Origin of the sequence: Agromyces cerinus (assembly GCF_016907835.1) — a bacterium.
GTDB lineage: Bacteria > Actinomycetota > Actinomycetes > Actinomycetales > Microbacteriaceae > Agromyces > Agromyces nitratus.
Genome location: NZ_JAFBCT010000001.1, coordinates 3904769 through 3924411 on the forward strand (window position 1 = coordinate 3904769; position 19643 = coordinate 3924411).

Annotated in this window: 19 protein-coding genes; 14 read left to right on the forward strand and 5 right to left on the reverse strand. The window is 71.4% G+C overall.

Features of this window, described 5'->3' with window-relative positions; all coding sequences use genetic code 11:
• Positions 1-170: 170 nt before the first annotated feature.
• The 6 genes from JOE59_RS18250 (at position 171) to paaZ (ending at position 8840) form a co-directional block, all read left to right on the forward strand.
• Positions 171-2573 carry a DEAD/DEAH box helicase gene (locus JOE59_RS18250; protein ID WP_204463117.1) on the forward strand — a complete coding sequence of 801 codons (2403 nt, stop codon included), beginning with the start codon at positions 171-173 and terminating at the stop codon, positions 2571-2573.
• A gap of 108 nt (positions 2574-2681) precedes the next feature.
• Complete coding sequence (locus JOE59_RS18255; RefSeq protein ID WP_204463119.1) at positions 2682-3761, forward strand: hypothetical protein; 1080 nt, start codon at positions 2682-2684, stop codon at positions 3759-3761.
• A 138-nt stretch (positions 3762-3899) separates the two neighbouring features.
• Positions 3900-5096 carry an acetyl-CoA C-acyltransferase gene (locus JOE59_RS18260; RefSeq protein ID WP_204463121.1) on the forward strand — a complete coding sequence of 399 codons (1197 nt, stop codon included), beginning with the start codon at positions 3900-3902 and terminating at the stop codon, positions 5094-5096.
• On the forward strand, positions 5096-5878 hold the full coding sequence (locus JOE59_RS18265; RefSeq protein WP_204463123.1) for an enoyl-CoA hydratase/isomerase family protein: 783 nt from the start codon (positions 5096-5098) through the stop codon (positions 5876-5878). The genes JOE59_RS18260 and JOE59_RS18265 overlap by 1 nt, the downstream gene beginning before the upstream one ends.
• On the forward strand, positions 5875-6744 hold the full coding sequence (locus JOE59_RS18270) for a 3-hydroxyacyl-CoA dehydrogenase family protein (protein ID WP_204463125.1): 870 nt from the start codon (positions 5875-5877) through the stop codon (positions 6742-6744). Before JOE59_RS18265 ends, JOE59_RS18270 begins: the two co-directional genes overlap by 4 nt.
• A gap of 11 nt (positions 6745-6755) precedes the next feature.
• The gene (gene paaZ / locus JOE59_RS18275; protein WP_204463128.1) at positions 6756-8840 is read left to right on the forward strand and encodes a phenylacetic acid degradation bifunctional protein PaaZ; all 2085 of its coding nucleotides are present in this window, start codon (positions 6756-6758) and stop codon (positions 8838-8840) included.
• Between the two features lie 65 nt (positions 8841-8905).
• On the opposite strand, the gene JOE59_RS18280 is transcribed toward paaZ, so the two are convergent.
• Positions 8906-11032 carry a RecQ family ATP-dependent DNA helicase gene (locus JOE59_RS18280; protein WP_204463130.1) on the reverse strand — a complete coding sequence of 709 codons (2127 nt, stop codon included), beginning with the start codon at positions 11030-11032 and terminating at the stop codon, positions 8906-8908.
• 147 nt (positions 11033-11179) lie between these two features.
• Here JOE59_RS18280 and JOE59_RS18285 point away from each other — a divergent pair, with 147 nt between their 5' ends.
• Positions 11180-11410: a hypothetical protein gene (locus JOE59_RS18285; protein ID WP_204463132.1), complete on the forward strand. Its 231-nt coding sequence runs from the start codon at positions 11180-11182 to the stop codon at positions 11408-11410.
• A 38-nt stretch (positions 11411-11448) separates the two neighbouring features.
• Positions 11449-11829 carry a hypothetical protein gene (locus JOE59_RS18290; protein WP_204463134.1) on the forward strand — a complete coding sequence of 127 codons (381 nt, stop codon included), beginning with the start codon at positions 11449-11451 and terminating at the stop codon, positions 11827-11829.
• A gap of 45 nt (positions 11830-11874) precedes the next feature.
• On the opposite strand, the gene JOE59_RS18295 is transcribed toward JOE59_RS18290, so the two are convergent.
• From JOE59_RS18295 to paaI, 4 genes are all read right to left on the reverse strand, one after another.
• The gene (locus JOE59_RS18295) at positions 11875-12273 is read right to left on the reverse strand and encodes a SpoIIAA family protein (RefSeq protein WP_204463136.1); all 399 of its coding nucleotides are present in this window, start codon (positions 12271-12273) and stop codon (positions 11875-11877) included.
• Entirely contained in the window at positions 12270-12911 is a 642-nt protein-coding gene (locus tag JOE59_RS18300) for a TetR/AcrR family transcriptional regulator (protein ID WP_204463138.1), read from the reverse strand. The genes JOE59_RS18295 and JOE59_RS18300 overlap by 4 nt, the downstream gene beginning before the upstream one ends.
• Before the next feature lie 84 nt (positions 12912-12995).
• A complete protein-coding gene (paaK, locus tag JOE59_RS18305; protein WP_204463487.1) occupies positions 12996-14261 on the reverse strand; it encodes a phenylacetate--CoA ligase PaaK in 1266 nt (421 codons plus the stop codon).
• Positions 14262-14358: 97 nt separating this feature from the next.
• A complete protein-coding gene (paaI, locus tag JOE59_RS18310) occupies positions 14359-14769 on the reverse strand; it encodes a hydroxyphenylacetyl-CoA thioesterase PaaI (RefSeq protein ID WP_204463140.1) in 411 nt (136 codons plus the stop codon).
• A gap of 116 nt (positions 14770-14885) precedes the next feature.
• Here paaI and paaA point away from each other — a divergent pair, with 116 nt between their 5' ends.
• Genes paaA through JOE59_RS18340 form a run of 6 tightly spaced genes read left to right on the forward strand, consistent with a single transcriptional unit; the run spans position 14886 to position 19637 of the window.
• Positions 14886-15875, forward strand: coding sequence for a 1,2-phenylacetyl-CoA epoxidase subunit PaaA (gene paaA / locus JOE59_RS18315; RefSeq protein ID WP_204463142.1), 990 nt, complete (start codon positions 14886-14888; stop codon positions 15873-15875).
• Entirely contained in the window at positions 15875-16180 is a 306-nt protein-coding gene (paaB, locus tag JOE59_RS18320) for a 1,2-phenylacetyl-CoA epoxidase subunit PaaB (protein ID WP_056011764.1), read from the forward strand. Before paaA ends, paaB begins: the two co-directional genes overlap by 1 nt.
• Positions 16177-17046 (forward strand): 1,2-phenylacetyl-CoA epoxidase subunit PaaC, encoded by an 870-nt coding sequence (paaC, locus tag JOE59_RS18325; RefSeq protein ID WP_204463144.1) that lies wholly within the window; start codon positions 16177-16179, stop codon positions 17044-17046. The genes paaB and paaC overlap by 4 nt, the downstream gene beginning before the upstream one ends.
• Positions 17040-17600: a 1,2-phenylacetyl-CoA epoxidase subunit PaaD gene (gene paaD, locus JOE59_RS18330; RefSeq protein WP_204463145.1), complete on the forward strand. Its 561-nt coding sequence runs from the start codon at positions 17040-17042 to the stop codon at positions 17598-17600. Before paaC ends, paaD begins: the two co-directional genes overlap by 7 nt.
• Positions 17600-18802 (forward strand): 1,2-phenylacetyl-CoA epoxidase subunit PaaE, encoded by a 1203-nt coding sequence (gene paaE, locus JOE59_RS18335; RefSeq protein ID WP_204463146.1) that lies wholly within the window; start codon positions 17600-17602, stop codon positions 18800-18802. The genes paaD and paaE overlap by 1 nt, the downstream gene beginning before the upstream one ends.
• 49 nt (positions 18803-18851) lie before the next feature.
• Entirely contained in the window at positions 18852-19637 is a 786-nt protein-coding gene (locus JOE59_RS18340) for an enoyl-CoA hydratase/isomerase family protein (RefSeq protein WP_204463147.1), read from the forward strand.
• Positions 19638-19643 lie beyond the last annotated feature (6 nt).

Sequence of the window (19643 nt, forward strand, 5' to 3'; positions counted from 1 at the left end):
ACACCGCGCTGTGCGCGGATGGGTTTGTGAGTCCAAAGGGCCGGTTTCGAGGCAAAGGCCTCGGATAGTCACCGTATGTGAACGGCCCCGGTCGACGATGCTCCGGGTTCTCAGTGTGCTGCGCCTGCAGTGGCGCTGCCATGTACACGAGTACAACCCAGGAAGTCACCATGCCCAAGAACAAGAAGCCCCAAGGCGGCAGGCCCGCCAAGAACTTCGATCCCTCGTACGCGAAGGGCGGCTCGAAGGGCGGCCCGGCACGCGCCGGATCGTCCAAGCCCGGTTCGCGCAGCGAAGGCCACCGCGGCTACCGCCCCGAGGCCGACGAGCCTCGCAAGGAGCGTTGGTCGCGCGACGAGCGCGTCGCCACCGGCCGCGCACCGCACCGCTCCGAGCGTGACGGCCGCGACGAGCGGGCTCCCCGCTCGTACGACCGCAACGACCGCCCGGCGCGTTCGTACGACCGTGACGACCGCGCACCGCGTTCGAACGATCGCAACGACCGCGCACCGCGTTCGTTCGACCGCAACGACCGCAGCGACCGCGCTCCCCGTTCGTTCGACCGCAACGATCGCGCACCGCGTTCGTTCGATCGCAGCGATCGCCCGGCTCGTTCGTTCGACCGTGACGACCGTGCACCCCGTACCAACGATCGCAACGACCGCGCACCGCGTTCCTTCGACCGCAACGATCGCAGCGACCGCGCTCCCCGTTCGTTCGATCGCAACGACCGCGCACCGCGTTCCTTCGATCGCAACGATCGCCCGGCTCGCTCGTTCGACCGTGACGACCGCGCACCGCGTTCGAACGATCGCAACGACCGCGCACCGCGTTCCTTCGACCGCAACGATCGCCCGGCTCGTTCGTACGACCGCGACGACCGTGCCCCGCGTTCGTTCGATCGCAGCGATCGCCCGGCTCGCTCGTTCGACCGTGACGACCGTGCACCCCGTACCAACGATCGAAACGACCGCGCTCCCCGTTCCTTCGATCGGAACGACCGCAACGATCGTCCCGCCCGTTCGTTCGATCGCAACGACCGTCCGGCGCGTTCGTTCGACCGCCCCGACCGTCCGGCCCGTTCCTACGACCGCGACGACCGCGCCCCCCGCCGCGACGTCGACCGCCCCGGCTTCAAGGAGTCGGGTCGCCGCGACTCGAGCTTCTACCCGGCCAAGGAGCAGGGCAACCGCTTCGCCCCGAACGACGACGTCGTGCTCGAGCGCCTCGAGGCCCAGGCCATCCAGGCGACCGACGCCGACGGCGTGAGCTTCGCCGACCTCGGTCTCGGCGGCAACGTCGTGAGCGCGCTCAAGCAGCTCGGCGCCGAGTCGCCGTTCCCGATCCAGGCCGCGACCATCCCGGTCGTGCTCGAGGGTCGCGACGTGCTCGGCCGCGGCAAGACCGGCTCGGGCAAGACCATCGCCTTCGGCGCCCCGACCGTCGAGCGCCTCATGAAGCTCTGGGCCGAGTCCGGCAAGGCCGGCGGCAAGCGCCAGATGGGCCGCAAGCCCCGCGCGCTCATCCTCGCCCCGACCCGCGAGCTCGCCCTGCAGATCGACCGCACGGTGCAGCCCATCGCGCAGAGCGTCGGCCTCTTCACCACGCAGATCTACGGCGGCGTGCCGCAGCAGCGTCAGGTCGGCGCGCTCCAGCGCGGCGTCGACATCGTGATCGGCACCCCCGGCCGCATCGAGGACCTCATCGAGCAGCGTCGACTCGACCTCTCCGAGGTCGTCATCACGGTGCTCGACGAGGCCGACCACATGTGCGACCTCGGCTTCCTCGAGCCGGTGCAGCGCATCATCCGTCACACCGCGAACGGCGGCCAGAAGCTCCTCTTCTCGGCCACCCTCGACAAGGGCGTCGCGGCGCTCGTCGACGAGTTCCTCGTCGACCCGGCCGTGCACGAGGTCGCCGGTGAAGACCAGGCCTCCTCGACGATCGAGCACCGCGTGTTCGTCATCGGCAACCACGAGAAGCGCGACATCGTCGCCGAGCTCGCGAACCGCGAGGGCAAGACGCTCGTCTTCTCCCGCACCCGCGCGTTCGCCGAAGACCTGACCGAGCACCTCGAGGACTACGGCATCCGTGCCGTCGCCCTGCACGGCGACCTGAACCAGTCGCGCCGCACGCGCAACCTCCAGCAGCTCACGAGCGGCCGGGTCAACGTGCTGGTGGCGACGGATGTCGCGGCACGCGGCATCCACGTCGACGACATCGACCTCGTCATCCAGGCCGACGCGCCCGACGAGTACAAGACGTACCTGCACCGTTCCGGCCGCACGGGCCGCGCTGGCAAGACCGGTCAGGTCGTCACGCTCATCCCGCGCAACCGCCAGCGTCGCATGGTCGAGCTGCTCGACCGGGCCGAGATCGACGTCGACTTCGTCGACATGCGCCTCGGCGACGACTTCGCAGGTGAACTCGAGCGCGGCGCTGCCGCGGCCGAGGCCGACGCCATGGTCGAGACGCTCGACGCGGTCGAGATCATCGAGATCGAGGAGATCGTCGAGATCGTCGAGATCGTCGAGACCGAGTCGGCCCCGGCCGATGAGGAACGCGCCGGCTGAACTCGCGCGAACTGAACGAGCGAAGGCCCGTGTCTGTGGACACGGGCCTTCGTCGTCACCCGGGACATCCCTGAATCGCCGTGCTCGGGCGGCCACTAGGCTCGCGCCATGCGTCTCATCTCCGGCGGTGTCGCCGCCGCTGCCCTCGTCCTGCTCCTGACCGGCTGCGTGGCATCCGCGCCGACACCGACGGAATCGCCGATCGCGGCGCCGACACCGGCGGAGACGCCGGCCGGGGCGTTGACCTGCGAGGACCTCGCGCCGGCCGACCTCGTCGCTGCAGCGCTGACCGGAGCCGACGGCGCAACGCCGGAGCTCGTCGAGGCCTGGTGGCCGCGTGCCGGTCTCGGCGAGATGGCCGTCACCGCTGCGGGCGGGCTCGACTGCTCGTGGCGGGCGGGAGCGGCGGTGAACCCCGACGAATACGGGGCGAGTGACGGACGGTACCTCCGGGTCGAGGTGCTGCCGGGCGGCGGCCCCCTGTGGCAGCCCTACCTCATGGGCGACGGGCCCGCGCAGGACACCGACCACCGCGACGTCGGCGGTGCCCCCGGCCTCGCGACGTGCGGCGACCCCGGATGCCGCGTCTCGGTGCCGATCGGCGACGCCTGGATCCAGGTCGACCTGACGCCCGACGGGTGGAACGCCGACCGGTCGGTGTTCGCCGGAATGGACCCCCGGGCGGTGCTCGATGGGGTGGTCGCCGTCGCGGCATCCGCCGTCGAGGCGGTGGATGCCGCGGGTCCGACGGGGCTCGGCACCGCGAGTCCGGCTGAGCAGGTCGACTGCGAGTCGGTGCTGCCCGCCGTCGAGATCGAGACGTTCGACGGCTCGCCGGCCGAGTGGAGCACGATCGGTGCGACGCTGCCCGAGCGGGTGCGGTTCGGCGACGCCGCCGGATACCTGGCCGGGTTCACTCCGTGCTCGGGACCGGGCTACAACCCGCTGCTCGTGATCGCTCCGACCGGTGCGGCGCTCGTCGCCGACCTCGCAGCGCGGGCCGACGGTGCCGCACTGCTCACGCCGGTCCTGCTCGTCGGCATGGCCGCCGGGGATGTCGCGGTGACCGACTGCACGGACGGCGCGAAGTACTGCACGCTGGTCTTCTCGCACGACGGCGCCGGGTACTCGATCGGCGCCGCCGCCGACGCGACGGTGCGGTACGCCGAGCTGGTGCTCGCCGGCTGAGTCGCCGAGCCGATGCCCGCCGGCTGAGGCGCGGTCGGCGCGACGAGTGGCGGGCGGGTCATCCGTTTGCCATACTTACTTCCTGAACGTTCGGTCGGGAATTGCGGCCGCGGATGACAGTGCAGTCAGGAGTGGACCATGGCGGAGGCCTATCTCGTCGGCGGCGTGCGAACGCCCGTCGGCCGCTACGGCGGAGCCCTCGCCGGCGTTCGGCCCGATGACCTCGCGGCGCTCGTCGTCGGCGAACTCGTGCGGCGCACCCGGCTCGACCAGGCCGGCGAGCTCGGCGCCATCGACGAGGTCATCCTCGGCGGCGCGAACCAGGCCGGGGAGGACAACCGCAACGTCGCCCGCATGTCGGTGCTGCTCGCGGGCCTGCCCGACGAGGTGTCCGGCATCACGGTCAACCGGCTCTGCGCCTCGGGCATGTCGGCGATCACGATGGCCGCGCAGGCGATCCGGGCGGGAGACTCCGACCTCATCATCGCCGGCGGCGTCGAATCGATGACCCGCGCCCCCTGGGTGCAGGCCAAGCCCGATCGCGCGTGGGCCAAGCCCGGCGCGGCCTACGACACCTCGATCGGCTGGCGCTTCCCGAACCCCAAGCTCGTCGCCCGCGACAAGGCGACCTTCTCGATGCCCGAGACGGCTGAAGAGGTCGCCCGCATCGACGGCATCACCCGCGAGGAGGCCGACGCCTTCGCGCTCCGCTCTCAGCAGCGCGCCGCCGCGGCGATCGCCGCGGGCCGCTTCGAGGCCGAGATCGTCGGCGTGCCGACGCACCGCGGCGAGGTGCTCGTCGACGAAGGGCCGCGCCCCGAGACCACGCTCGAGGCGCTCGCGGGGCTGCGCCCGGTCGTGCACGGCGGATCGGTCGTCACGGCCGGCAACTCGAGCGCCCTGAACGACGGTGCCTCGGCGATCCTCGTCGCGAGCGCCGCCGCCGTCGAACGCTACGGGCTCACGCCGCGCGCCCGCGTCGTCGTCGGTTCGTCGGCAGGGCTGCCGCCCGAGATCATGGGCCTCGGACCGGTGCCCGCGACCGAGAAGGCACTCGAACGCTCGGGCATCGACCTCGACGACATCGGCTCGGTCGAGCTCAACGAGGCGTTCGCGACCCAGTCGATCGCCTCGATGCGCCGCCTTGGGCTCGACCCAGAGCGAGTGAACGCCGACGGGGGAGCGATCGCCCTGGGGCATCCGCTCGGTTCGTCGGGCTCGCGCCTCGTCGTGACGCTGCTCGGTCGCATGGAGCGCGAGCAGTCGCGCTACGGCCTCGCCACGATGTGCGTCGGCGTCGGCCAGGGCAGCGCGCTCATCGTGGAGCGCGTCTGATGGGCGCGGGTCTCGATACGCTCGCTGGCGCTCGCTACTCGACCGGCGAGTCGCCGCTCCTCGTCGAGCGCCGCGACGACCGGGTGATCGCCACGCTCAACCGGCCCGAGAAGCGCAACGCCATCGACCAGGCCACGATCGACGCGCTGCACCTGCTGTGCGCCGAACTCGAGGCGATCCCGCGCACGCTCATCCTCACCGGCGCCGGCGGTGTCTTCGCCTCGGGCGCCGACATCGCAGAGCTTCGTGAGCGTCGAGCGGATGACGCGCGCGCCGGCATCAACGCGAACGCCTTCGTGCGCCTGGCGCTGCTGCCGATGCCCGTGATCGCCGCCCTCGACGGGTACGCGCTCGGCGGCGGTGCCGAGCTTGCCTACGCCGCCGACATCCGCATCGCGACGCCTGCGCTGAAGATCGGCAACCCCGAGACGGGTCTGGGCATCATCGCCGCGGCCGGCGCGAGCTGGCGGCTGAAGGAGATCATCGGCGACGCCCGCGCGATCGAGCTGCTGCTCACGGGGCGCACGATCACCGCAGCCGAAGCGCTCGAGATCGGGCTCGTCAGCGAGCTGCACCCGGCCGACGAGCTGCTCGCCGCCGCGCACGTGATCGCCGATCGCATCGCCCGCAACGACAGGGCGGCGACGATCGCGACCAAGCGCGTGTTCCGTGCACCCCGCGACGCGCACCCGGCGGTCGACCTCGAGGAGCAGGCCGTGCTCTTCGAGAGCCCCGAGAAGTTCCGCCGCATGACCGAGTTCCTCGAGAGGAAGCACAAGTGAACGAGACCGACACCGGGGCTCCGGCCGACGTCGGCGTGCTCGGCGGCGGGCGCATGGGCGCCGGCATCGCCCATGCCTTCCTGCTCGCGGGTTCGCGGGTCACCGTCGTCGAGCGCGACGCGGCGGCCGCTGCGGCGGCGTCGACCCGGGTGCTCGACTCCGTCGCGGCATCCGTCGCTCGCGGCACCGCCGACGACGACGAGTCGGCGATCGCCGCCCGCTTCGCCGCCTCGACCGACGTCGCCGACTTCGCCCGCTGCGACCTCGTCGTCGAGGCCGTGCCCGAAGACCTCGAGCTGAAGATCGACGCCCTCACTCGCGTCGAGGCCGTGCTCGCGCCGGGCGCAGCGCTCGCGTCGAACACCTCCTCGATCTCGATCGACCAGCTCGCCGCGCTGCTCGACCGGCCGTCGCGGTTCCTCGGCATGCACTTCTTCAACCCGGTGCCGGCCTCGACGCTCGTCGAGATCGTGCGCGGCGACGCGACCGAGGGGCCGCTCGTCGAGCAGGCCCGCGGCTGGGTGCACGCGATCGGCAAGACCCCGATCGTCGTCGCGGATGCCCCGGGGTTCGCCTCCTCGCGACTCGGCGTCATGCTCGGGCTCGAGGCGATCCGCATGCTCGAAGACGGCGTCGCCTCCGCCGAAGACATCGACGCGGCGATGAGCCTCGGCTACAAGCATCCGATCGGCCCACTGCGCCTGACCGACATCGTCGGCCTCGACGTGCGACTCGGCATCGCCGAGTACCTCTCCTCGACGCTCGGCGAGCGTTTCGCCCCGCCCGCGCTGCTGCGCCGCATGGTCGCCGAGGGCAAGCTCGGCCGCAAGACCGGCGAGGGCTTCTACCTCTGGGACGCCCCGTGAAAGGAACACCCATGAACACGATCCTGCCGAGCTACGTGAACGGCCAGTGGTGGACGCCCGCCCTTCGACAGGCTCAGGACGCAGCTGACGCCGCCGAGGTGCGCGACGCCTCGACCGGTGAGGTCGTCGCCCGCGTCTCGACCGAGGGACTCGACCTCGGCTCCGCGCTCGAGTACGCCCGCACGGTCGGGCAGGCCTCGCTCGGCGAGCTCACCTTCCACCAGCGCGCCGTGCTGCTCAAGCAGATGGCGCTCGCGCTCACCGAGCGCAAGGCCGAGCTCTACGAGCTCTCCGCGCGCACCGGTGCGACGAAGCAGGACTCGTGGGTCGACATCGACGGCGGCATCGGCGTGCTCTTCACGTACTCCTCGAAGGGGCGTCGCGAGATGCCGAACTCGAAAGTCTACGTCGACGGCGCCGTCGAGCAGCTCTCGAAGGACGGCTCGTTCCTCGGTCGCCACATCTACACCCGCCTGCCCGGCGTCGCCGTGCAGATCAACGCGTTCAACTTCCCGGTGTGGGGCTCGCTCGAGAAGTTCGCCCCGGCCTTCCTCGCCGGTGTGCCGACGCTCGTGAAGCCCGCGACGCCCACCGGCTACCTCGCCGAGGCGTTCGTGCGCATCCTCGTCGAGTCGGGGCTGCTGCCCGAGGGCTCGCTCCAGCTCGTCTCGGGCGGCGTGCCGACGCTCTTCGACCACCTGCGTCTCGGCGACCTCGTCGCCTTCACCGGCTCGGCGTCGACCGCCGAGAAGCTGCGCTCGCACGACTCGGTGCAGACCGGCGGCGTGCGGTTCACGAGCGAGACCGACTCGATCAACGCGAGCGTGCTCGGCACCGATGCGGTGGTCGGCACCCCCGAGTTCGACGCCTACGTCAAGCAGCTCGTCGCCGAGATGACGACGAAGGCGGGCCAGAAGTGCACGGCCATTCGCCGGGCGATCGTGCCCGCGGCATCCGTCGACGCCGTGATCGACGCCGTGCGCGCGCGCATCGCCGAGCGCGTCGTCGTCGGCGACCCGCGCGCCGAAGGCGTCACGATGGGACCGCTCGCCTCGATCGCGCAGCGCGACGAGGTGCTCCGCCAGGTCGGCCGCCTCGAAGCAGGTGGCGGCGAGCTCGTCATCGGTTCGACGGATGCCCCGGCGGTCACCCTCGCCGACGGCGCCACCGGCGAGGCATCCGACGGCGCCTTCGTCGCGCCCATGCTGCTTCGGTTCGCGGATGCCTCGAGCCCCGCGCTGCACGAGGTCGAGGCGTTCGGCCCGGTCTCGTCGATCCTCGGCTACGACACCATCGCCGAGGCCGCCGCCCTCGTGGCCCGCGGCGGCGGATCGCTCGTGACGAGCGTCGCGACCCACGACCCCGAGGTCGCCGTGGCGCTCGCGACGGGCATGGCCGCGTACAACGGCCGCGTGCTCTTCCTCGATCGCGACGACGCCCGCTCGTCGACCGGCCACGGCTCGCCCCTGCCGAACCTCGTGCACGGCGGACCCGGTCGCGCCGGCGGCGGCGAGGAGCTCGGCGGCATCCGTGCCGTGCTGCACCACATGCAGCGCACCGCCGTGCAGGGCTCGCCCGAGATGCTCACCGCCCTCACCGGCGTGTGGCACGCGGGCGCGGCGTCGCAGCCCGGCGGCGTGCACCCGTTCCGCAAGTCGCTCGCCGAGCTCAAGATCGGCGACCAGGTCGTGAGCGCGTCGCGCACGGTGACGCTCGAGGACATCGAGACGTTCGCGCACTTCACGGGCGACACGTTCTACGCCCACATGGACGAGGCCGCGGCTTCGGCGAACCCGTTCTTCCCGGGCCGGGTCGCTCACGGCTACCTGCTCGTGTCGTGGGCGGCCGGCCTCTTCGTCGACGCCGCACCCGGGCCGGTGCTCGCGAACTCGGGCCTCGAGAACCTGCGCTTCGTGACCCCCGTGTCACCCGGCGACTCGATCCGCGTCGAACTCACGGCGAAGCAGATCACGCCGCGCGAGACCGACGAGTACGGCGAGGTGCGCTGGGACGCGGTGCTGCGCAACCAGGACGACGAGCTCGTGGCGTCGTACGACGTGCTCACGCTCGTGGCGAAGGAGCAGACGCCGGCCTGAGCTGCGCGAAGGGCGCCCCGGCGGTCACCTGCCGGGGTGACCCGAGGTCGGCGAGCCCCTGCAGATCAGCCCCGCAGCGCGAGCACGAACGGCAGCACCTCGGTCGCGCCCGCCTGGCGGAGCTCGCGCGCGGCGATCGTGAGGGTCCACCGGCTGTCGGCCTGGTCGTCGACGAGCAGCACGCCGCCCGCCGGCACGTCGAGGCCGTCGGCCGAGAACCGGTCCCACAGGCCGGCGAGCCGGAACGCGCTGTTGCCGCCCGGCTGGCCGGTAGGCCCCCCGTTCCGGAACTCGAGCGCGCCGAGGTACGGGAGCCGCCCGACCTCGGCGAGGCCTCGGGCGAGCGAGTCGACGAGCTGCGGGCGCGAGCGCGACGGCATCGCCACGACCGCGACCGGGCGCTCGGCCCAGCCCCAGCCGGCGAGCACCCGCACGCACGCGCCGAGCACCTGCGGCGACACGGGGGCGTCGGGCGCGCCCGCTGCGAACAGCTCGCGCAGTGTGCCGCCCCACCCGAGGTCGGTCAGTCGTGCCAGGGCCCGGCCGTCGCCCGCCTGCTCGGCGGGCGCGATGCGGCCCTTGACGTGCACGCCGAGACGGTCGGCTCCCGTCGGCCAGGCGCGGCGCGGTTCGATCGGCACGCCCACACGGTCGAGCGATTCGGCGGCAGTGGCCGTGGCGGATGCTGCGATCTCACGCGGGAACCAGACGCCCGCGCAGTTGTCGCACCGCCCGCAGGGCGCCGCCGTGTCGTCGTCGAGCGATCGCTGCAGGAACTCCATGCGGCATCCGTCGGTCTGCTCGTAGTCGATCATGTGCTGCTGCTCGGCGAGCCGCTCGGCGGCGATGCGCTCGTAGCGCTCGGCGTCGTAGACCCACGGCATGCCCGTCGCGACCCAGCCGCCCTGCACCCGGCGCACGGCGCCGTCGACGTCGAGCACCTTGAGCAGCAGCTCGAGCGGGGTGCGACGGATGTCGACCATCGCCTCGAGGGCCGGTGTCGAGACGGGCACGTCGGAGAGGGCGCCGATGACGCGCTCCGCGCGCTCCTGATCGGGCATCGACGCGGTCGCGAAGTAGTGCCAGATCGCGGCGTCTTCGGTGCCGGGGAGCAGCAGCACGTCGGCGCTCTCGCTGGCGCGGCCGGCGCGACCGACCTGCTGGTAGTAGGCGACGGGCGACGACGGCGCGCCGAGGTGCAGTACGAATCCGAGGTCGGGCTTGTCGAAGCCCATGCCGAGCGCGCTCGTGGCGACGAGCGCCTTCACCTCGTTGCGCTTCAGCATGCCCTCGGACTCGGTGCGCTCGTCGGTGTCGGTCTGGCCCGTGTAGGCCCGCACCTCGTGGCCGCGTTCGCGCAGGAGGCGCGCGGTGTCGTTGGCAGCCGCGACGGTCAGCGTGTAGATGATGCCCGAGCCGGGCAGGTCGTCGAGGTGGCTGAGCAGCCAGGCGAGACGGCTCGGCGAATCGGGCAGGCGCAGCACCCCGAGCCGCAGCGATGCCCGGGCGAGCGGTCCGCGGATCGTGAGGACCTCGGGCGCCTCCGCCCCGCCGTCGGCCGCGCCCGTGCCGAGCTGCTCTGCGACATCGGCGACGACCCGGCTGTTCGCCGTCGCCGTCGTGGCGAGCACCGGCACCTCGGCCGGCATCTGCGAGATGAGGTCGCGGAGCCGCCGGTAATCGGGCCGGAAGTCGTGGCCCCAGTCGCTGATGCAGTGCGCCTCGTCGACGACGAGCATGCCGATGCGCCGCACGAGGGCGGGCAGCTGCTCTTCGCGGAAGGTCGGGTTGTTGAGCCGCTCGGGAGAGACGAGCAGCACGTCGACCTCGTCGCGGTCGAGCTGGGCGAGCACGTCGCTCCACTCGTGCGGGTTCGTCGAGTTGATGGCCACGGCGCGCACCCCAGCACGCTCGGCGGCCGCGATCTGGTCGCGCATGAGGGCCAGCAGCGGTGAGACGAGCACGGTCGGCCCCGCGCCCTGCCGGCGGAGCAGCAGCGTCGCGACGAAGTACACCGCCGACTTGCCCCACCCGGTGCGCTGCACGACGAGCGCACGGCGGCGCCCCTCGACCAGGGCCTCGATCGCCTCGAACTGCCCGTCGTGGAACTCGGCGTCGTCACGCCCGACGAGTTCGCGCAGCGCGGCGAGCGCAGCGGATCGGGTATCGGCGGGCGGCGCTGCGAGGGTCATCCCCCCACTCTGGCGCACGCGGCCGACAAGCGGCTGGGCGGAGTTCTGGAGCCACCTCAGATGGTGGGACGAAGAATAGGGCGATCTGCGGATGTCTCGAGCCCTCCTTAGCGAGGAGTCTCGACTCAGACACACAGGAGCAGACACATGTTGATCTCGGAACTCGCCTTTCCCCACCTCGTCGCCGCCAACGACGAGCGCATCGACCGCGACCTCGAACGCCGCCGGGTGGCGCTGGAGCGCCGCGCCGAAGCCGCAGCGACTGCAGCCCCGGCCGCCGCGCGCACGTCCGCGGCATCCGTCGTGATGACCAGTGCACCGCGCCATGCGGCAACCCGCCGGCATCAGACGAACCGGATGCCGCGGCCCGCGGCGTAGTGCTTGACGCACGCCGCTTCGCCGTCCACCCTGAACCCATGAGCGAAATGACGCGCACCGCCGCCCGTGGTGCGGCCTTCTGGATCTGCTACGCGGTCACGGTCATCAGTGCGGGGGTGAGCGTCACCTACTCGGTGCTCGCCGTGATCGACGGCGGACTCGAGGCGAGCGACGCGCTCTACGCGACGTCGCGCAGCGTCGCGCTCGTCGTGATGGCGCTCGTGGCGCCGATGTTCCGGTCCGATGCCGGCCTCCTCGCCATCGCGGTGGCGATGACGATCGTGCAGGGCATCGACTCGTTCATCGGCGCGGTGCAGGGGGACGTGGGCAAGACGATCGGCCCGGCCGTGCTGTGCGTCGTGACGATCGTCGCCGCGACGTTCCTCGCCCGCAGCGACCGCATGCGCATGCTCGAGTGAAGTGACCGGCGCGCCGCCGGTCGGCGCCGGTCGGCGCCGACCGAGTCAGTCCGACGACGCGGAGGACGCCGCCGTCGTCGCCGACTCCGCCACCCAGGCGATCGCCTCGTCGCGCTGCGCCAGCGGGAACACGCGGAACTCCCCGGGTACGAGCCCGCCGAACGCGGTCGCGATACCCGCGAGCACGTCGTGGTCGGTGACGAACGCCGCTCGACCCCACGCCGAGTGGGGGAGGCCGATGAGCTTCGCGTCCTCCCACATCGCGCCGAGCGAGTAGTGGTCGAACTCCTCGCCCATGACGAAGACGCAGTCGACCCGCCCGCGCGCGTCGAGCGCGGCATGGATCGCCGGGTCGAGCACGTCGCGGTAGTCCTCGGCCTCGATCGTGCCGACGGCACGGAAGCCGATCACGCCTGCGGGCAGGCCGTCGAGTGGTTCGATCATGCTGGTCCCCGTTCGATGAGCTCTTCGACGCGATTCGAGGTGGGCATGCGCAGCCCGTCGAGGGCGATGGCGATCACGTCGCCGGCGAGTCGGTCCGCGTCCTCCTTACCGCCCGGGCGGTACCACTCGACGATCGAGTTGATCATGCCGAAGGCGAGGCGCGCGACGACGCTCGGGTCGATGTCGGAGCGGAGGCTGCCCTCGGCCTGCGCCTCCTCGACGAGCGAGGTGACCGCCCGGTCGAACGCTCGTCGCCGGGCGAGGGCACGCCGCTCGACCTCGGTGTTGCCGCGCACGCGGAGCAGCAGCGTCACCGACGGCAGCTTCTCGACGAGCACGTGCACGGCGCCGCCGAGCACCGCCTCGAGCCGATCGGCGGCACGGCCCCGCGTGGCGCCCGACTCGCCGAGCACGCCCTCGAGAGCGCTGAGCGCATCGTCGAGCGCACGCTCGAGGATCTCGTCCTTCGAGGCGAAGTGGTGGTAGATCGCCGACTTCGACAGGCCGAGCCGATCGGCGAGCACCCCCATCGAGGTCGCGTCGTAGCCGTACTGGTTGAACGCGGCGACGGCGACCTCGAGGATCCCCTGCTGGTCGTACCCGGGGCGCCCGCGTCGAAGTGAACCGTTCTCAGACATCGCCATCATCTTCGCATCCTCTGCGCCGGTCTCCGCGGGTTGAGCCTGTCGACACCCCGACCCGGGCGGCAGGTTTCGGCAGGCTCAACCCGCAGAACCGCGCAGGTCGTAGACGCGCTTGTACTTGCCCTCGCTGCGGGGGAGCGCACCCGGCTCCTCGAGCTGCACGGCGACGGTCGATCCGATGCCCTCCTTGATGCGCTTGGCGAGCACCACGGTGGCGGCCTGGCAGACCTCGATCGAGAGGTCGGGGTGCCGCTCGATGCGCACGGTCAGGTCGTCCATGGTGCCCGTGCGGCGCAGCTCGAGGATGAAGTGCGGGGTGAGCTGCTCGATGCCGAGCACGATCTCCTCGATCTGCGTCGGGAAGAGGTTCACGCCGCGCAGGATGATCATGTCGTCGTTGCGGCCCGTGATCTTCTCGATGCGGCGCATGCCGGGCCGGGCAGTGCCGGGCAGCAGTCGCGTGAGGTCGCGCGTGCGGTAGCGGATGACCGGGAACGCCTCCTTGGTGAGCGAGGTGAAGACGAGTTCGCCCATCTCGCCGTCGGGGAGCTGCGCGCCCGTCTCGCCGTCGATGATCTCGGGCAGGAAGTGGTCCTCCCAGATGTGCGGGCCGTCCTTCGTCTCGAGGCACTCGTTGCCGACGCCGGGGCCCATGACCTCGCTGAGGCCGTAGATGTCGAGCGCGTCGATGCCGAGGCGCTGCTCGAGTTCGTGGCGCATCTCGTTCGTCCACGGCTCGGCGCCGAGCACGGCGACCTTCAGCGAGGTCGATCGCGGGTCGATGCCCTGCTCGACCATGCAGTCGGCGATCGTCAGCAGGTAGCTCGGCGTGCAGAGGATCGCGTCGGGCTCGAAGTCGAGGATGAGCTGCACCTGACGCGCGGTCTGGCCGCCCGACATCGGGATGACGGTCGCGCCGAGCTTCTCGATGCCGCCGTGCGCGCCGAGGCCGCCGGTGAAGAGCCCGTAGCCGTAGGCGTTGTGCACCTTCATGCCGGGGCGGATGCCGCTGGCCCGCAGCGACCGCGCGATGAGCGTCGCCCAGCGGTCGAGGTCGCCCTTCGTGTAGCCCACGACGGTGGGGCGGCCCGTGGTGCCGCTCGAGGCGTGGATGCGCGCGACCTGCTCCATCGGCACGGCGAACATGCCGAACGGGTAGGTCTGGCGCAGGTCCTCCTTGGTCGTGAAGGGCAGCTTCACGACGTCGGCGAGCGAGCGGATGTCTCGGGGGTGCACGCCCGCCTCGTCGAACTTCCTCGTGTAGAGGGGCACGTTGTCATAGGCGTGCTGCACGGTCTGCTGGAGGCGCTCGAGCTGGAGCGCCTCGACCTCGGCGCGGGTCATCCGCTCTTCGGGGTCGAGGTCCGCGGGTGCCGCTGGGGCGAGGCCGGAGATGGAGGGGGAGGTGGTCGTCGTCGACACGGGGGCTCCTGGTGGCGGGTCAGATGGTGCGGTTGGTGGAGATCGAGCGGCCGCGGAACTCGGCGACGGCGTCGCCCTGCTCGTCGACGACCGTGACGTCGTAGAGGCCGGTGCGGCCGCTGCGTGCGCGGCGGACGGCGGTGGCGGTGAGGGTCTGCCCGGCGACCGTCGACTTCAGGAAGGTGATGTCGGCCCCGGCGGCGACCGTGATGGTGTGGTCTTCGTTGCAGGCGATCGCGAAGGCGGTGTCGGCGAGCGTGAAGACGAAGCCGCCATGAGTGATGTGGAAGCCGTTCGTCATGTCATCGCGCACCTGCATCGAGACGACCGCGTGGCCCGGCTCGTCGACCTCGACGACCATGCCGAGCGCCGCGGAGGCCTGGTCGCGCTGCATCATCGCCCGGGTCGGGGTGGTCGCGGCATCCGTCATCTGAAGCTCCTCGTCGAGTTCATGTGTTCGCGCGCGTTGCCGCAGCGCTCGACATGAGCATATACTAACTGAACGATCGGTTAGTAATGCCGAATCCAGAGACACAGGAGTCGACGATGACCTCTCCAGCAGACCTCAGCGTGGTCGACCCGGAGCTCTCCGTGGAGGAGGCCCGGTTCAACGACCTCATCGCCGCCGACTCCCGCATCGAGCCCCGCGACTGGATGCCCGATGCCTACCGCAAGACGCTCATCCGGCAGATCTCGCAGCATGCGCACTCCGAGATCATCGGCATGCAGCCCGAGTCGAACTGGATCACGCGCGCCCCGAGCCTGAAGCGCAAGGCGATCCTCATGGCGAAGGTGCAAGACGAGGCCGGCCACGGGCTCTACCTCTACTCGGCGGCGCAGACCCTCGGCATCACGCGCGAGGAGATGACGGACCAGCTCATCACCGGCCGGGCACGCTACTCGTCGATCTTCAACTACACGACGCCGACGTGGGCCGACATGGGCGCGATCGGATGGCTCGTCGACGGCGCCGCGATCTGCAACCAGGTGCCGCTCTGCCGCGCCTCGTACGGCCCGTACGGCCGGGCGATGGTGCGCATCTGCAAAGAAGAGTCGTTCCACCAGCGCCAGGGCTTCGAGATCCTGCTCGAGCTCATGCAGGGCACCGAGGCGCAGCGCGAGATGGCTCAGGACGCGGTGAACCGCTGGTACTGGCCCGCGCTGCAGATGTTCGGCCCGCCCGACGACCAGTCGCCGAACTCCGCCCAGTCGATGGCGTGGAACATCAAGCGCTTCTCGAACGACGAGCTGCGCCAGCGCTTCGTCGGCATGCTCGTGCCGCAGGCCGAGGTCATGGGCGTGACGCTGCCCGACCCGAACCTGCGCTTCAACGAGGAGACCGACGAGTACGACATGAGCGAGATCGACTGGACCGAGTTCAACGAGGTGCTCGCGGGCCGCGGCCCGGCGAACGCCGAGCGCATCCGCCGACGCCGCGAGGCCCACGAAGACGGGGCCTGGGTGCGCGAGGCGGCGCACGAGTACGCCCGCAAGCAGTCCGAGCGCGCGCTCGCCGCAGCAGGGGCGGTGGCGTGATGTCGACACCCGGTGAGATCGGCACCGAGGCCTGGCCCCTCTGGGAGGTCTTCGTGCGCGCCAACCGCGGCCTCTCGCACGTGCACGTCGGCTCGCTGCACGCGCCCGACGCCGACATGGCGGTGCGCAACGCGCGCGACCTCTACACGCGCCGGAACGAGGGGATCTCGATCTGGGTCGTGCCCGCCGACGCGATCACGACGAGCGACCCCGACGCGAAGGGCGCCTTCTTCGAGAGCCCCGCCGGCAAGAACTACCGCCACGCGGTCTACTACACGAAGAGCGAAGGGGTGAAGCACCTGTGAGCGGCGCCGACCTCGACCCGCACGGCGACGTCCACGGCGATGTCTCCGTCGATCGTCTCGCGCTCGCCGACGAGCTCGCGGGCACCGCGGCCGACGGCAGCACGGCGGTCGCCTCTGCGGATGCCGCGGAGTACGCGCTGCGCCTCGGCGACGACGCCCTCGTGCTCGCCCAGCAGCTCGGCATGTGGATCGCCCGCGCCCCCGAGCTCGAAGAGGACGTCGCGCTCGGCAACATCGCCCTCGACCTCATCGGACACGCCCGATCGCTGCTGCACTACGCCGGCACCGCGAGCGGTCGCAGCGAAGACGACCTCGCCTACTGGCGGAACGAACCCGAATTCCGCAACGCCTGGCTCTTCGAGCAGCCGAACGGCGACTTCGCCCACACGATCGCGCGGCAGCTCGCGGCATCCGTCTACCTGTACGAGCTGTACTCGCGACTCGTCGACTCCACCGACCCGACGCTCTCGGCGATCGCCGCGAAGTCGGTGAAGGAGGTCGACTACCACCGCGACCACGCGACCCAGTGGGTGCTGCGGCTCGCGGGCGGCACCGAGGAGTCGCGTCGCCGCATGCTCCTCGCGATCATCGACACCTGGCCCTACGTCGACGAGCTGTTCGTCGACGATGCGCTCGTCGAGCGGCTCGCCGCAGCGGGCATCGCGGTGCTGCCGTCGACCCTGCGCCCGGCGTTCGACGCCGTCATCGACGAGGTCTTCGCCGAGGCCGTGCTGGAGCGCCCGACCGGGCGCACGGCGTTCATCGCCTCGGGCGGCGGACGACACGGCAGCCACACCGAGCACCTCGGGCCGCTCCTCGCCGAGATGCAGGTGCTCGCCCGCGCGCACCCCGGAGCATCATGGTGACCGCGGCGATGGCGCAGCGCGCCGGGGCATCCGTCGCATCGGTCGCCCGGCCGGTGCCGAGCGACCCCGCCGCCGCGCGCGCGTGGGTGGTCGCGGCGACCGTGACCGACCCCGAGATCCCGGTGCTCACGATCGAAGACCTCGGAGTGCTCCGCTCGGTCGAGATCGGCGACGACGGTGCCGTGCGCGTGCAGCTGACGCCGACGTACAGCGGATGCCCCGCGCTCGACGCCATGCGCGACGACGTGCTGCTCGCGCTCACGCACGCCGGCTACGACGACGTGCGCGTCGACCTCGTGCTCGCCCCCGCGTGGACCACCGACTGGATGAGCGACGCCGGCAAGGAGAAGCTGCGCACGTATGGCATCCAGGCGCCGAGCGGCAACGCGGCCGCTCGACCGGCCGGCCCGGTGCGCGTGCAGCTCGCCGTGAAGTGCCCGCGCTGCGACTCGCTCAACACCCGTGAGCTCGCCCGCTTCGGCTCGACGTCGTGCAAGGCGCTCTACGAGTGCCGTGACTGCCTCGAGCCCTTCGACTACTTCAAGGTGCTCTGATGGCCGCCCGCAACCTGGGGTCGACGGCGACCCCGACGCCCGATGCCGCGACGCCCGATGCCGCGGTCGCCTCGGCGTTCCTGCAGAGCACCGTCGGCGGCGAACACGTCTCGAAGCGCCACCGCGCCCGCTTCCACTCGCTCGAGGTCGCCGAGGTGCGCCCGCTCACAGCCGACGCCGTCGAGGTCACCTTCGCCGTGCCCGACGACCTCGCCGACGACTACACGTACCTGCCCGGCCAGTACGTGGCGCTCCGCAAGGACTTCGACGGGCACGAGCTGCGTCGCAGCTACTCGATCTGCCGTCCGCCCGTGCGGGGCAGCGTCTCGGTCGCGATCAAGCGCGACCTGGGCGGCCTCTTCTCGACGTGGGCGAACACCGAGCTCGTCGCGGGCGACACCCTCGACGTGATGAGTCCCCAGGGCACCTTCACCTCGAGCCTCGACGCGCTCGACGGCAAGCACATCGTCGGCATCGCCGCCGGGTCGGGCATCACCCCGCTCATGGCGCTCGCCCACACGGTGCTGGCGCGCTCCGCGACATCCGAATTCGAGCTCGTCTACACGAACCGCTCGACGCTCGACGTGATGTTCCTCGAGGAGCTCGCCGAGCTGAAGGACCGCTACCCGTCGCGCCTCGCCCTGCACCACGTGCTCTCGCGGGAGCAGCGCACCGCGCCGCTGCTCTCGGGGCGCATCGACGGCGAGAAGCTCGATCGCATGCTCGACGTGCTGATCCGTCCCGAGACCGTCGACGAGTGGTTCCTGTGCGGGCCGTTCGAGCTCGTGCAGCTCGCGCGCGACACCCTCGAGGCGCGTGGCGTGCCGACCAAGCACGTGCGCTACGAGCTCTTCACGACCGACGCAGACCGGGTCGAGCCGCGCCACGGCCGCCCCGTGGTGGTCGAGCGCGGCGAGCCGACCGTCGCGATCGAGTTCACGCTCGACGGCCTGTCGTCGACCGTCGACAGCCCGGTGAGCGCGAACGAGTCGATCCTGAACGCGGCGCTGCGGGTGCGGGCCGACGTGCCGTTCGCCTGCGCCGGGGGAGTGTGCGGCACTTGCCGCGCGCGCGTGATCGAGGGCAGCGTCGCCATGACCGAGAACTACGCCCTCGAACCCGACGAGCTCGAACGCGGCTACGTGCTCACGTGCCAGTCGCATCCCAAGTCAGACCGCGTCGTCGTCGACTACGACGTGTGACGCCGATACCCTGCGAACGGGTCGACGACGACCCGCGGAACGGAGCATCATGATCGAACTCACCGTGGCCGATGGCGTCGCCGAGGTCGTGCTGAACGCCCCCGAGAAGCTCAACTCGCTCGATGAGGCCGCGATCGGCGAACTCGCAGCGGCCTACCTCGAGGCCGAGCGGATGGCGCAGACCGGCGACATCCGTGCACTCGTGCTGCGCGGCGAGGGGCGCGCGTTCTGCGCCGGCCGCGACATCTCAGGTGTCGACCCGCGCGAGGACGACGTGCTCGGCTACCTCGGCGGACTCGTCGAGCCGCTGCTGCAGCGCATGGCGAGCATCGCCGTGCCGACGTTCGCGGTCGCACACGGCGCGTGCCTCGGCGTGGGCCTCGGCCTGCTCATCGCCTCCGACATCGTCTACGTCGCCGACACCGCGAAGATCGGCTCGCCGTTCGCGAACCTCGGGGCGACGCTCGACTCGGGCGGCCACGCCCTCTTCGTCGAGCGGCTCGGCGCGCACCGCACCATGGACCTCATCGTCACCGGCCGCCTCATGTCGGGCGCCGAGGCGGTCGCAGCGGGCCTGTTCTCGCAGGTGTTCCCCGCCGACGAGGTGACGGATGCCACCCGCGCCGCGGCCCGCGCCGCGGCATCCGGTGCCACCCAGGCGTTCGTCGCCTCGAAGCGCCTCGTCGCCGCGCTCCGCGACGACCGGCTCGGGCTCTGGGCGTCGATGTCCGAGGAGAACCGCGCGCAGGCCGCGCTCTGCGACACCGCCGACTACCGCGAGGGCTTCGCCGCGTTCCAGGAGAAGCGGAAGCCGGAGTTCACTGGCCGCGGCTGAGTCCGG